This window comes from Brevundimonas sp. NPDC055311, from assembly GCF_053645695.1.
On record NZ_JBSHMV010000002.1, the window covers coordinates 130,517 to 143,088 of the forward strand.

Annotated in this window: 12 protein-coding genes and 1 tRNA gene; 9 read left to right on the forward strand and 4 right to left on the reverse strand. The window is 68.5% G+C overall.

Translation table 11 applies throughout. The features are described 5' to 3' along the window. Window positions 1–81 precede the first annotated feature (81 nt). From ACWIDZ_RS06455 to ACWIDZ_RS06480, 6 genes are all read left to right on the forward strand, one after another. Window positions 82–1,203, forward strand: a complete 1,122-nt coding sequence (locus tag ACWIDZ_RS06455; RefSeq protein ID WP_346519198.1) for an HlyD family secretion protein — start codon at window positions 82–84, stop codon at window positions 1,201–1,203. Next, on the forward strand, window positions 1,200–2,795 hold the full coding sequence (locus tag ACWIDZ_RS06460; protein WP_346485418.1) for a DHA2 family efflux MFS transporter permease subunit: 1,596 nt from the start codon (window positions 1,200–1,202) through the stop codon (window positions 2,793–2,795). Before ACWIDZ_RS06455 ends, ACWIDZ_RS06460 begins: the two co-directional genes overlap by 4 nt. Beyond that, window positions 2,795–3,394, forward strand: coding sequence for a TetR/AcrR family transcriptional regulator (locus tag ACWIDZ_RS06465; protein ID WP_291780292.1), 600 nt, complete (start codon window positions 2,795–2,797; stop codon window positions 3,392–3,394). Before ACWIDZ_RS06460 ends, ACWIDZ_RS06465 begins: the two co-directional genes overlap by 1 nt. A gap of 84 nt (window positions 3,395–3,478) precedes the next feature. Beyond that, entirely contained in the window at window positions 3,479–4,258 is a 780-nt protein-coding gene (locus ACWIDZ_RS06470) for a creatininase family protein (RefSeq protein ID WP_453988207.1), read from the forward strand. A 29-nt stretch (window positions 4,259–4,287) separates the two neighbouring features. Further along, complete coding sequence (locus ACWIDZ_RS06475; protein WP_291780298.1) at window positions 4,288–4,752, forward strand: phasin family protein; 465 nt, start codon at window positions 4,288–4,290, stop codon at window positions 4,750–4,752. 72 nt (window positions 4,753–4,824) lie between these two features. Further along, on the forward strand, window positions 4,825–4,983 hold the full coding sequence (locus tag ACWIDZ_RS06480; protein WP_223850640.1) for a hypothetical protein: 159 nt from the start codon (window positions 4,825–4,827) through the stop codon (window positions 4,981–4,983). A gap of 22 nt (window positions 4,984–5,005) precedes the next feature. Here the strand turns inward: ACWIDZ_RS06480 and ACWIDZ_RS06485 are convergent, their stop codons facing one another. From ACWIDZ_RS06485 to tsaD, 3 genes are read right to left on the reverse strand one after another with little or no spacing between them, the layout of a single operon-like run. Further along, window positions 5,006–5,395: a Rieske (2Fe-2S) protein gene (locus ACWIDZ_RS06485; RefSeq protein WP_343829971.1), complete on the reverse strand. Its 390-nt coding sequence runs from the start codon at window positions 5,393–5,395 to the stop codon at window positions 5,006–5,008. Beyond that, on the reverse strand, window positions 5,395–6,393 hold the full coding sequence (locus ACWIDZ_RS06490; RefSeq protein ID WP_453988206.1) for an NAD(P)H-dependent glycerol-3-phosphate dehydrogenase: 999 nt from the start codon (window positions 6,391–6,393) through the stop codon (window positions 5,395–5,397). The genes ACWIDZ_RS06485 and ACWIDZ_RS06490 overlap by 1 nt, the downstream gene beginning before the upstream one ends. A gap of 42 nt (window positions 6,394–6,435) precedes the next feature. Continuing rightward, window positions 6,436–7,572 (reverse strand): tRNA (adenosine(37)-N6)-threonylcarbamoyltransferase complex transferase subunit TsaD, encoded by a 1,137-nt coding sequence (gene tsaD / locus ACWIDZ_RS06495; protein ID WP_453988205.1) that lies wholly within the window; start codon window positions 7,570–7,572, stop codon window positions 6,436–6,438. A 47-nt stretch (window positions 7,573–7,619) separates the two neighbouring features. Here tsaD and hemC point away from each other — a divergent pair, with 47 nt between their 5' ends. The 3 genes from hemC (at window position 7,620) to ACWIDZ_RS06510 (ending at window position 9,387) form a co-directional block, all read left to right on the forward strand. Beyond that, window positions 7,620–8,564 (forward strand): hydroxymethylbilane synthase, encoded by a 945-nt coding sequence (hemC, locus tag ACWIDZ_RS06500; RefSeq protein ID WP_453988204.1) that lies wholly within the window; start codon window positions 7,620–7,622, stop codon window positions 8,562–8,564. A 4-nt stretch (window positions 8,565–8,568) separates the two neighbouring features. Beyond that, the gene (locus tag ACWIDZ_RS06505) at window positions 8,569–9,264 is read left to right on the forward strand and encodes a uroporphyrinogen-III synthase (protein WP_453988202.1); all 696 of its coding nucleotides are present in this window, start codon (window positions 8,569–8,571) and stop codon (window positions 9,262–9,264) included. A gap of 47 nt (window positions 9,265–9,311) precedes the next feature. Continuing rightward, a tRNA-Thr gene (locus tag ACWIDZ_RS06510) sits at window positions 9,312–9,387 on the forward strand. 135 nt (window positions 9,388–9,522) lie between these two features. On the opposite strand, the gene ACWIDZ_RS06515 is transcribed toward ACWIDZ_RS06510, so the two are convergent. After that, window positions 9,523–12,402 (reverse strand): type I restriction endonuclease subunit R, encoded by a 2,880-nt coding sequence (locus ACWIDZ_RS06515; RefSeq protein ID WP_453988201.1) that lies wholly within the window; start codon window positions 12,400–12,402, stop codon window positions 9,523–9,525. Between the last annotated feature and the right edge of the window lie 170 nt (window positions 12,403–12,572).

Sequence of the window (12,572 nt, forward strand, 5' to 3'; positions counted from 1 at the left end):
ACCTTTTTACGCAGTTCGCCCTTGTATTCTGGACATCGCCGTCCATTTTACGCCCCGAAATCGAAGCGAGCTGTCTCCTCCATGGCCCTCCCCGCCCCGCTCAAGAAGCGCCTGCCCCTGATCGTCGCCGGCGTGGTCGGCGTGGGCCTCATCGTCGGGGGGCTCGTCTGGTGGCAGGGCAAGCAGCGCTGGGAGGGCACCGACAACGCCTTCGTCCAGGCCGACACCGTGGCCGTCAGTCCGCGCATCGGCGGCGAGGTGGTCGAAGTCCTGGTCAAGGACAACCAGCGCGTCGAGGCGGGCCAGGTTCTGGTCCGACTGGATGATGCGGACGCCCGCGCCGCCCTGGCCCAGGCCGAAGCCAATCTGGCGGCCCTGACCGCCGCCGTGGCCAATGTCGACGCCCGCGCCCAGCAGGAGCAGGCCACCATCGCCGCCCGCGCCGCCGCCGTGACCCAGGCCCAGGCCCAAGCGAACCTGGCCCGCGCCGAGGTCGACCGCTACGGCAAGCTGGCCGATCAGGGCTGGGTGTCGCAGCAGCGCATCGAGACCCAGCGCGCCACGGCCGAAACCGCCCGCGCCTCGGTCGCCCAGGCCCAGGCCGACCTGACCGCCCAACAGCGCACCGCCGCCGTCCTCGGCTCGACGCGCGAACAGAGCGTGGCCGCCGTCGAACAGGCCCGCGCCCTGGTCGATCAGGCCAGACTGACCTTGGACCGCACCCTGATCCGCGCCCCCGTGGCCGGCGTCGTCGGCGCGCGCGGCGTGCGCATCGGACAGGTGGTGCAGGCAGGCGGCCCCCTGATGTCGGTGGTGCCGCTGCAGGACGTCTATGTCGTCGCCAACTTCAAGGAGACCCAGGTCGGACGGATGCGGCTGGGCCAGGAGGTCGAGATCAAGGCCGACGCCTTCCCCGGCCGGTCGCTGCACGGCCGTATCGACAGCTTCGCCCCCGCCACCGGCTCGGAATTCGCCCTGATCCCGGTCGAGAACGCCACCGGCAACTTCACCAAGATCACCCAGCGCGTGCCCGTTCGCATCGTCGTCCAGCGCGACGCCTCGGGCCGCCCCATCGTCCTGCGGCCCGGCCTGTCGGTCGAGGTCAAGGTCGACCTGAAGAGCCAGGGCGGCGCCGCCTTCGCCGAGGCCCATCCGGGCGAGACGGCCCTGGCTATGGCCGCCAATGCGAGCCTCGCCCGGTGACGGACGCCGCGGCTCCCCCCGCGCCAGCCTCTGCGGCGGGGCCCGCCGCCCCCGCGATCAACTGGACCGCCCTGCTGCTCGGCTTCGCCGGCATGGTCATCGGCCAGTTCATGGCCATTCTCGACATCCAGATCGTCGCCGCCTCCCTGCCGCAGATTCAGGCGGGCGTCGGCGCCTCGGCCGATGAGATCAGCTGGATCCAGACCGCCTATCTGATCCCCGAGGTCGTGATGATCCCCCTGTCGGGCTATCTGTCGCGGCTGTGGGGGACGCGGATCGTCTTCATGGCCTCCTGCACCGGCTTCCTGATCATGAGCGTGATGGTCGGGCTGTCGTCGTCGATCGAGATGATGATCCTGTTCCGCGCCCTTCAGGGGTTCGTCGGCGGAGCCATGATCCCCACCGTCTTCGCCGTCGCCTTCACCGCCTTTCCGCCCGAGCGGCGCGTGACCGCCAGCGTCATCATGGGGCTGATCGTCACCCTGGCCCCGACCGTCGGCCCGACCCTGGGCGGCCATCTGACCGAGCAGTTGAGCTGGCACTGGCTGTTCTTCATCAACGTCTTCCCCGGCGTGATCGTCCTGTTCCTGGTCGGGCGCTACGCCCATTTCGACAAGGGCGACGCCAGCCTGGCCAAGGGGTTCGACTGGTGGGGCCTGGGCCTGATGGCCGCCTTCCTGATGAGCCTGCAGTTCGTGCTGGAGGAAGGCGCCAAGGAAAACTGGTTCGAGGACGACAACATCCTGCTGCTCAGCGTCATCGCCGCGATCTGCGGCCCGGCCTTCATCTGGCGCTCGCTGACCTACCGCAATCCGATCGTGGAGCTGCGCGCCTTCGGCAACCGCAACTTCGTGGTGGGGGTGCTGATGACCTTCATCGTCGGCGCGGCCCTGTTCGGCGGCACCTTCCTGTTGCCGCTGTTTCTCGGCCGGGTGCGCGAGTATTCGGCGGCCGAGGTCGGCACCACCATGATCGTGTCGGGCCTGGCCATGTTCGCCACAGCCCCCTTTGCCGGGCGGCTGGTGCGGCTGGTCGACGCCCGCATCCTGATGTTCGTCGGCTTCATCCTGGCGGCCTGGGGCATGTGGGACGCCCGCCTCGTCACCGACGAATGGGGATTCTGGGAGTTCGCCGGCGTCCAGGCCATGCGCGGCTGCGGCGTCATGATCGCCATGATCGCCTCGCAGCAGGTGACGATGGCCACCCTGCCGCCGCACATGGTCAAGAACGCCTCGGGCCTGGTCAACCTGGCCCGCAACGTCGGCGGCGCCTTCGGCCTGGCCACGCTGAACACCGCCCTGACCCACAACACCGCCCTGCACATGGTCGAACTGACCAGCGCCATCGACCAGACCCATCAGGGGATGCGCGCCATGATCGCCGGCCTGACCGAGCGCTTCTCGGGTTCGATCGACCCCCAGGCCTCCGCGATGAAGGCCGTGTACGGCCTGTTGCAGAAGCAGGCGACGACGATGGCCTTCGGCGACGCCTTCGCCCTGCTGGCCGTCGGCTGCGCCTGCGCGGCCTTCCTGACCCTGTTGTCCCAACCGGTGAAGAGCGTCCCTTCGCCCGAAGCCTCCGAGATTCACTGATGCCCCGCGCCCTCGGCCAGATCGACGAATACAAGAGCCGCGCCATCCTGCGCGCCGCCGCCGAACTGTTCAGGGAGAAGGGAGCCAAGGTCTCCATGGCCGAGGTCGCGCGGCGCGCCGGCGTGTCCAAACAGACCCTCTACAACCGCTACCCGACCAAGACGGCCATCGCCCGCGACCTGGCGGCGCAACGCTCCGAGGAGACCGTCGCCCCGCTCGCCTCGAACCTGGATGTCGAAACCGCCCTGGCGGCCCTGGCCGAGACCCTGATCCGTCGCGTCTGCATCGAGGGCCGCGGCGTCGCCCTGCGCGGCATGGCCCTGGCCTCGCCCGAGTCCCCCGAGCTGGCGCGCGCCGTCTATGACGCCGGTCCCGGCCAGAACCTGCGCCGCCTGGCCGTCTGGCTGGAGGAGCAGGACCGCCTGGGCCGCCTGTCCGCGCCCGATCCCGTCGCCGCCGCCGAGATGTTCACCGGCATGGTTCTGGGCCACGGCCACCTGCGCTCGGTCCTGGGCCTGCCCCATCCCGCGATCGACGACATCCCCGCCCGCGCCCGCGAGGCCGCCCGGCGTTTCGTTCGCGCCTTCGCGCCGGAATAGACGCGCGCCCAAGTTGGCCCTGGGGGCGGATCAGCGTAAAGCCGCCCCCCAATCCCCTCACCTTCCGTCCGCCGGAGCTTTTCCATGCTGATCCACCTGTCGTCCTGGCCCGAGATCGACGCGCGCCTGAAGTCCGGCGCCCTGCTGTCCAAGACGGTGATCGTGCCGATCGGCTCGAACGAACAGCATGGACCGACCGGCCTGCTGGGCACCGACTGGCTGTGCCCCGAGATCATCGCCCACGCGGCGGAGAAGGGCGACGACAGCCTGGTGGTCACGCCGACCTTCAACATCGGCATGGCCCAGCACCACCTGGCGTTTCCCGGCACCATCACCCTGCGCCCGTCGACCTTCATGGCGGTGATCGCCGACTGGGTGTCGTCGCTGACGCGCCACGGCTTCGAGCGCATCTATTTCCTCAACGGCCACGGCGGCAACGTCGCCACCATCGAGGCCGCCTTCGCCGAGATCTACGCCGACTGGTCCTTCACGCCCGAGCCCTGGGCCGAGCGCCCGCCCTTCGTGCTGAAGCTGCGCAACTGGTGGGATCTGCCGGGTGTGCAGAAGCTGTGCGAGGACATCTTCCCGACGGGCCACGGCAGCCACGCCACCCCGTCCGAGATCGCCGTGACCCAGGCCGGCTATCCCGACCGGATCAAGACCGCCGCCTATGAGCCGAAGATCGCCCCCTTCGGCCCGATCCGCGACGCCAACGACTATCGCGCCCGCTTCCCCGACGGCCGCATCGGCTCGGACCCGGCCCAGGCCACCCCGGAAAAGGGCCAGCGCATCATCGACGCCACCGTTCCGGCCCTGATCCGCGACCTGACCGACTTCGCGCAAGAAGTCTTGCCGGTCGCCTGAAACCAGCCCAGGGTCTGCATATGAGCCCCATGCAGAAGACGGCCCGCAGCGCCCTGCGCAACGCCCAGGCCGGTCAGGAACTGGCCCAGGCCTCGGCCGCCGTCATCTCGCGGCGGTTCGAGATCATGGGCGAGGCTCTGGCCGATCCCCTGCGCGCCGACCACGCCGAACTGAGCCGCATGGGCGCGGAGAAGGTCGAGGCCATGACGGCCTCGGCCGGGGCCGCCTGCGCCGGCGCGCTGGACCTGGCCGAACGCGCCGGGCGTCTGGCCGCGCGCGAGGGGGCAGAGGCCGCCGACTGCCTAACCAAACTGGCCCGCGCCGACACGCCCTTCGCCTTCGCCGCCGCCCAGACGGACTGGGCCATGGGCGCCTGGAGCCGGGCGATGCACGACGGCTGGTCCTTCTACGGCGCGGCGCTGAAGGCGCAGGGGCGCGCCCTGGCCCCCGTCCACGCCACGGCCACGGCCAATGCGCGACGCCTGAAGCGCTGACCTCGCGCGGGCGTGATGGAACGCCCGGCGCTGTCGCCGGATTGCCTTTGCATCCATGCGGAGGAGATCACCATGGCCGAGAAAGACCCCAAAGACCCCCACCCCGGCATGATGGGCGACGGCACCGAGGAGCAGAACCTCAACCAGCCCGGCGACCCCTCCAAGCGGATCACCGAGGAAGAGGTCGACGAAGCCTTCACCAAGGATCCCAAGCTAGTCCCGAAGGAATAGGGCTCTAGCGTCCCTTCTGCCCTTACGCCGTGCGGATGACCCCGCCCCTGGCCTCGACCGGCCAGGGCGTCAGCTTGCCGCCCGCGCAAGGTCCGGCGACGCAGGCGCCCGACAGGGGCTCGAACGCCGCCCCGTGCCAACCGCACAGGATCAGAGACCCGTCCGGCGTCAGATAGCGGTCCAGCTCCACCGCAATGGGAAACCCCGCGTGCGGACAGCGATCCACCCAGCCCGCGACCTGACCGTCCTTCTTCACCACGAAGCCGTGGAAGAAGGCCTCGCCGATCTGCAGCACGAAGCCGCGCGAGCCGGGATCAGCGATGTCCGCCTCCAGACACAGGGCCACGTTCGGCGGCGTCTTCCAGACCCGTTTGCGCTCCTGGGTTTCGGCCGCCGGACTCTCTTCGGTCACTATTCGCGCTCGGGCTTCAGCGGACGGCTCATCAGGCTCTCGATCGCCTGATCCACCGTCAACTCGCCCGCCAGCACCGCCGCCGTCGCCTCGCAGATCGGCGTGTCGACGCCCAGCTTGCGCGTCAGTTCGCGCACGGCCGGCGCGCTCTCATAGCCCTCGGCCACCGAGCGCTTGCCTTCCAGCGCCTGCTCGACGCTGAGGCCCTGACCCAGGGCCAGACCCAGGCTCATGTTGCGCGACTGCGGGCTGGAGCAGGTCAGCACCAGATCGCCCAGGCCGCATAGGCCCGCCACCGTCTCGGCCTTGCCGCCCAGGGCCGTGGCCACGCGGACGATCTCGGCGAAACCGCGGGTGATGACCGCGGCGTGGGCGCTGCGGCCCAGCTCGCGCCCCTCGACGATGCCGCAGGCGATGGCCAGCACATTCTTCAGCGCCCCGCCCGTCTCCGCCCCGATCAGGTCGTCGGCGTAGTAGGGCCGGAAGACCGGCCCCGACAGGGCGCCCGCCAGGGCCTCGGCCATGGCCGCGTCGGCGCAGGCCAGGGTCACGGCGCTGGGCAGGCCGCGCGCCACCTCGGCGGCGAAGCTCGGCCCCGACAGCACGGCGGCCGTGGCCGAGGGAATCGCCTCGGCCAGCACATCGGTCATCAGCTTCAGCGAGCCGCGCTCGATGCCCTTGGAGCACAGGATGATGGGCAGGCCCGGCCGGGCGTAGGGCGCGAAGGCCTGCAACGTCGCGCGCATGTGCTGGGCGGGCGGCACGGCCAGGATCAGGTCGCAGTCGGCCAGGTCCGCCAAGTCCGAGGTAACGTTGATGGCCGAATCCAGCTCGACGCCGGGCAGGAAGGCGTCGTTCATCCGACGCGCGCGGATGCTCTCGATCACCTCGGGCTCACGCGCCTGCAGGACGACGGCCAGACCCGCCGCCGCCGCGCTCTGCGCCAGGGCCGTGCCCCAGGCGCCGCCGCCAATTACGCCTGCCGTATGGAATTCCATGTCTTCTCCGGTCCCCCGACCCCCGCCGAGAGCCAGGCCGCTTTAAGCCTTGGCGCCCTTGCGGCCCGTTTTCTTGTGCACAGGATCAACGCTGGCGCGCGTCTCGTCCAGAGGCCATCGCGGCCGGGCGGCGACATCGATGTCGGAGGTCAGGCCTTTTTCCAGCCGTTCGGCCCCCGCCAGGGCGATCATCGCCGCATTGTCGGTGCAATAGGCCATCGGCGGCGCCAGGAAGGCGAAGCCGTGCTTCGTCGCCAGATCCTCCAGCGTCCGCCGGATCGTCTTGTTGGCTGCCACGCCTCCAGCCACCACAAAGAGGCGATGCTCATGCGCCTCGGCGTAATCCTTCATCGCCCGCTCGGACCGTTCGGCCAGCTGGCGCGCGATCGCCTTCTGCGCCGCATCGGCCAGATCGGCCCGATCCTGCTCCGTCTCGCAGGTCTGGGCCAGTCGCGACGCCGCCGTCTTCAGCCCCGAGAAGGAGAAGTCGCAATCCTTCCGCCCCAACAATGCTCTCGGCAGATCAAAGCGCGACCCGTCTCCGCTCGCCGCCAGCTTCTCCAGCGCAGGTCCGCCCGGATAGCCCAGGCCCATAGCCTTGGCGATCTTGTCGAAAGCCTCGCCCGCCGCGTCGTCGATGGTCGTGCCCAACCGGCTCATGTCGCCGATGCCGCGCACCTCCAGCAGCTGGCAGTGCCCGCCCGAGACCAGCAGCAGCAGGAAGGGATAGGTCGTCTCCGCCCCCAGCCGCGCCGACACCGCATGGCCTTCCAGATGGTTGACCGCGATCAGCGGCAGCCCCCGCGCCAGCGCCGCCGCCTTGCCGTAGGACAGGCCCACCATGACCCCGCCGACCAGGCCCGGCCCCGCCGTCGCCGCCACGCCGTCCAGCGCGCTCCAGTCCAGCCCGGCCTCGGCGATGGCCCGGCGCGTCACGCCGTCGATCATCTCCACATGGCTGCGGGCGGCGATTTCCGGCACCACCCCGCCATAGGCCGCATGATCGTCGATCTGGCTGTGGATGACGCTGGACAGCACCTCGGCGCCAGCCGCCGACAGTCGCACCACCGAGGCAGCGGTCTCGTCGCAGCTGGTCTCGAGCCCCAGCACGGTCAAACCGTCCGACCGGCGTTCGGTTGCCCCGTCCGTCGCCCTGCTATAGTCCGCGTCCATCTTCATTGGGCGGAGTTAGCGACCCGCCCCCTCTTTCGCAACGGCGACCCGACTTGACTGAACCCCTTCTGCGCATCGGTACGCGGCGTTCGCGCCTGGCCCTGGCCCAGTCCGGCATGATGCAGCGCGCCATCGGCCGCGCCCTGGGCGTGCCCGACGCCGAGGTCGAAACCCTTGTTCCTCTGGTCGAGATCGTCACCACCGGCGACCGCATCCAGGACCGCCGCCTGCTGGAAGTCGGCGGCAAGGCCCTGTTCACCAAGGAGATCGAGGAAGCCCTGCTGGACGGCCGCGTCGACGTCGCCGTCCACTCGATGAAGGACGTCCCCGCCGAACAGCCCCCCGGTCTGGCCATCGCCGCCGTGCCGGAGCGCGAAGACCCCCGCGACGCCTTCATCAGCGACCATTACGCCACCTTCGCCGACCTGCCGCAGGGCGCCCGCTTCGGCACCGCCTCCCTGCGTCGTCAGGCGCAGGCGCTGGCCCTGCGTCCCGACCTGAACATCGAAATGCTGCGCGGCAACGTCGACACCCGGCTGAAGCGGCTGCGCGACGGCGACTTCGACGCCATCCTGCTGGCCTGTTCGGGCCTCAACCGTCTCGGCCTCGGCGAGGTCATCCGTCAGCGCCTGCCGCTGGACGCCTTCCTGCCCGCGCCGGGTCAGGGCGCCCTGGCCCTGCAGACGCGCGAGGGCGACGTCGACGCCTCCTGGACCCGCGCCCTGAACCACGCCCCCACCGCCCTCGCCGTCGCCGCCGAGCGCGGGGCCATGGCGGCGCTGGAAGGCTCCTGCCGCACCGCCATCGGCGCCTACGCCCACATTGAGGGCGATCGTCTGCACCTCAGCACCGAAATGCTCAGCCCTGACGGGTCGGGCCGCTGGACCCGCACGGGCGACATCCCAGCAGACGCCGATGCCGCAGACGCCCGCGCCTTGGGCCTCGATCTCGGCGGTCAGGTCCAGGCCGTCGCCGGCGACCAGAAGATCGCGCTCTAGGGCCATGACGCCGATCCGCCGCGTCTGGGTCACGCGCGCCGAGCCGGGCGCCGCCCGCACGGCGGACCGGCTGACGGCGCTGGGCTTCACCCCGCTCGTCGCGCCCCTGTTGACGCTGGCGCCCCTGCCCGGCGCCCTCGACGCCGCCCCTTCGCCCGACGCCGTCGCCGTCCTCGCCCTGACCAGCCCCAACGGCGTCGAAGCCTTCGCCCCACTGATCCCGCGCTTTCGCGACCACCCCGTCTTCGCCGTCGGCGACGCCACGGCCGAGGCCGCCCGCGCGGCGGGCTTCGCCGACGTCCGCTCGGCCTCCGGCGACATTCACGCCCTGGCCCGCCTGATCGCCGCCGAAGCCCCGCCGGGCCCCCTGCTGGCCCCCGGCGCGCGCGAACCGGCGGGCGACCTGCCCGCCCTGCTGCCGGACCGCCCGGTCCAGCGCCTGCCCGTCTACGCCGCCGTCGAGACTCACGCGCCCGCGCCCGAGCCCTTCGACGCCGTCATACTCCACTCGCCCCGCGCCGCCCGCGCGCTGAGCGCCGATCTGCCGCGCGCCGCCTCATCCGGCCGCATCGCCATCTGCATCTCCGAAGCCGCCGCCACGCCCCTGCATCCGTTCGATTTCGCCGAAATCCGCATCGCCGCCGCCCCCGACGAACCGGCGATGCTATCGGCTCTTGGCAAGCCCGCCGCGCCCGTATAAAGAGCCCTCCTCGCTCGCTCGCGCCTTTTCGCGTGAACGACGCCGGGGCCGCTTTAGCTCAGCTGGTAGAGCACCTCATTCGTAATGAGGGGGTCGCGTGTTCGAGTCACGCAAGCGGCACCACCTTTCCAGAGTAGCGCTAGACAGGAAGCCGTGCCGGGATGGGCGGAAAGGCACGTCCGCTTGGGACCTACATGGGTCCCGAACGGGAAGCCGTTCGCCAGCGTGAGCGATAACAACGCTGCCGGCGGGCCTCAGCTATTCTGCTGGTTCTTCAAGGGGCCCGGATCGCTCCCGGGCACGCCGGAAGATTTCCAAGGCAAGATGCTCATGGGCTGCCGAGCGAAATTCCTTGTCGGTCATCACTCGCGAGAAAATCTCCTCGTTTCCCTCCATCCGGTCGATGAACAACTCGTCGAGCATCCGCTCCAGATAGGCAGAAAAGTTGGCGAGGTTGTTGGCTCGGGCGGCCTCCACGATCTTCTCATCGCCTTCCGCGGTGGCCCGGATCTGATCGAAGAAGAGCTGATCGGCCTCGGTGAAATCAGTGCCGAACCGCTCATTCAGTTTGGCGACCAAGGTGGACAGGGACACGCCCTCTTCCTTGAGGCCGCCAGTGCCGACATCGGTGGGCCCCTTCAATGGGTCAGCCTCGCCATAGCCAAGGTCGATTGAGCCGTCGGTCATCTGCTGCAGCCGGAAGAACCGCAGCGCCACTTCATCGTCCAGGGCGAAAGCCTGACCGTCGCCGGGGGGCGGCAGTTTGGCGATCAGATTGCGGACGAAGGCGTAGAGTTTCTCAAGCTCGCTGTCCTGATAGGGGATGATCTGGGAGAGAAAGGCGTAGAGGTTTCGATACGCCGTGAGCTGGCTTCGGAACTCGTCCTGCTCAACGTCCGTCCGCTCCTTGAATCGTTCAACAACGGCGTCGAGGACGGCGTTCATCAGGCGATGGTCGCTGGCGGAGTGGTCGCGCTTTCCGCGATACCAGACCTCGGCGAAGGCGTTGATGTCGTCGGGGGCGAAGAACGCCCATTCCAGTAGCTTGTGCTGCAACTCCGACAAGCGATGCGGGTCAGCATTTTCGCCGATGGGCGTAGCCTCATAGTAGGGCTTGAACGCCTTGTAGATGTCTGCCTCTTCGTTGGCGAAATCGAGCACGAAAGTTCGCGCCTTGCCCGGGGCCATGCGGTTCAATCGGCTGAGGGTCTGGACCGCCTGAACGCCCGCCAGCTTCTTGACGACATACATCGTCTGCAACAGCGGCTGATCAAAGCCGGTCTGGTATTTCTCGGCGACCAAAAGCACCCGGTAGTCGTCACGCTCGAAGGCCTCGGGCAGTTCGCTTTCGGCGAGTCCATCATTCATCGAGACTTCGGTGTAGGACGCGCCCGGATCGTCCGGATCCTCCACCGCGCCGGAAAAGGCGACCAACGAACGTATCCCGCTATAGCCCTGGGCCTTGATGTAGCGGTCAAAGGCCAGCTTGTACTTGACGGCCGCGAGCCGGGAGCCGGTGACCACCATGGCCTTGGCCCGTCCGCCCAGCTCATGCATGACGTAGAGCCGGAAATGCTCGACGATCACCGAGACCACCTGCTCGATGTTGACCGGGTGGAGTTCCAGATACCGGGTCAGCGCCTTGGCGGCCTTCTTGCGGGGCACCTCGGGGTCGTTCTCGACCTGTTTGATCAACCCGAAGAACCGCTTGTAGGTTGTGTAGTTGGCCAGCACGTCCATGATGAAGCCCTCCTCGATGGCTTGCTTCATGGTGTATTCGTGGAACGGCGAGGCGCCTGAGGGGCCGGGCTCGTCGAACAGGACCTTGGTCTTGAACTTCGGGGTGGCGGTAAAGGCGAAGAAGCTCAGATTGGGCTGCCGGGCGCGTTTCAGGGCGTCACGCAGCACCTTGGCCTTTGCGTCGTCGGAGAGGCTGTCATCCTCTTCATCGGACATCTGCGCCGCGATGGCGGCTTCGATGCCGTCCTTGTTCAACATGCCCCTAAGGGCGGTGGCTGTCTCCCCGCTCTGGGAGGAATGGGCCTCGTCCACGATGACAGCGAACCGCTTGCCCGCCGTGTCGATCTTCACGCCTGCGCCCTTGGCCTCCAGCGTCGACAGGGCCTGAGCGATGAAGGGGAATTTCTGGATGGTGGTGATGACCACCGGGGTCCCGTTCGACAGGGCACGGGCCAGCTGTTGCGTGTTCTCGTCGATCTTCTCGACCACGCCGGTCTTGTGCTCGAATTGGTAGATCGTGTTCTGAAGCTGCTGGTCCAGGACACGTCGATCGGTCACCACGACCACCGAGTGAAACACCTTCTGGTCGTCTGCGTCGTGCAGACTGGCCAGCCGGTGCGCCAACCACGCGATGGAGTTGGACTTACCCGATCCCGCCGAATGCTGGATCAGATAGTTCCGCCCGGAGCCATGGGCCCCGGCGTGGGCGATCAGCTTCCGCACCACATCGAGCTGGTGGTAGCGTGGGAAGATCATCGTCTCCTTCTTGATCGTCCGCACGCCCTTGTCGGTCTTGACCTGCCGCTCCTTGACCTCGAGGTGCATAAAGCGTTGCAGGATGTCGATCAGGCTGTCGGCCTGCAGCACCTCGTCCCAGAGGTAGTGGGTCTTCCAGTTGCCCTCGACCGGCGGATTTCCCGCGCCGTGATTGTGGCCCTGGTTGAAAGGCAGGAAGACCGTCTCCTTGCCCTTGAGGCGGGTGGTCATCCACACCTCGTCTGTATCCAGGGCGAAGTGGACCAGAGCGCGCTTCTTGAAGGCGAACAGCAGGTCGCGCTCGTCTCGGTCGTTCTGGTACTGCGCCACGGCGTCGGCGGCCCGCTGGCCGGTCAGTGGGTTTTTCAGCTCCGCCGTTGCTACGGGTAGGCCGTTCAGGCTGAGCGTGACGTCGATAATGCAGCGTCGGCTCTTGCCATCCGGTCGCCTGAGGGCCGAAGTGAAGGCCACCTGACGGGCGATGGTCAGACGGTTTTTCGCGTAGGCTTCTGCGGCCGCCGGATTCATGCCGGAGTTCGGGCGGAAGTACGCCAGTCGGAATGTCTTGCCGTAGCATTTGAACCCATGACGCAGGACGTTCAGCGTCCCCTTGACCTCCAGCTCCTTGGCGAGGCTGTCCAACACCGTCGCCGGGGTCTTGGCCCCCAGAAGGACTTGGAGTTGGCCCCATTTCGGGCCTTGCGTGTCCTGCAGGAAGCCGATGACGTCGTCGGGGAATAAGGCCAGCGCCTCGTCATAGGCGGCGGGACCGCGCTTCTGATAGCCGCCCGCACCGATCAACCCAACTTCAA

Excerpts from the sequence above, each read along its gene's own strand:
- ACWIDZ_RS06475 (WP_291780298.1), top strand. The coding sequence starts at position 4,288 with ATGCAGAAGACGGCCCGCAGCGCCCTGCGCAACGCCCAGGCCGGTCAG.
- ACWIDZ_RS06465 (WP_291780292.1), top strand. The coding sequence starts at position 2,795 with ATGCCCCGCGCCCTCGGCCAGATCGACGAATACAAGAGCCGCGCCATC.
- ACWIDZ_RS06455 (WP_346519198.1), top strand. The coding sequence starts at position 82 with ATGGCCCTCCCCGCCCCGCTCAAGAAGCGCCTGCCCCTGATCGTCGCC.
- ACWIDZ_RS06505 (WP_453988202.1), top strand. The coding sequence starts at position 8,569 with ATGACGCCGATCCGCCGCGTCTGGGTCACGCGCGCCGAGCCGGGCGCC.
- ACWIDZ_RS06480 (WP_223850640.1), top strand. The coding sequence starts at position 4,825 with ATGGCCGAGAAAGACCCCAAAGACCCCCACCCCGGCATGATGGGCGAC.
- ACWIDZ_RS06490 (WP_453988206.1), bottom strand. The coding sequence starts at position 6,393 with ATGGAATTCCATACGGCAGGCGTAATTGGCGGCGGCGCCTGGGGCACG.
- ACWIDZ_RS06470 (WP_453988207.1), top strand. The coding sequence starts at position 3,479 with ATGCTGATCCACCTGTCGTCCTGGCCCGAGATCGACGCGCGCCTGAAG.
- tsaD (WP_453988205.1), bottom strand. The coding sequence starts at position 7,572 with ATGAAGATGGACGCGGACTATAGCAGGGCGACGGACGGGGCAACCGAA.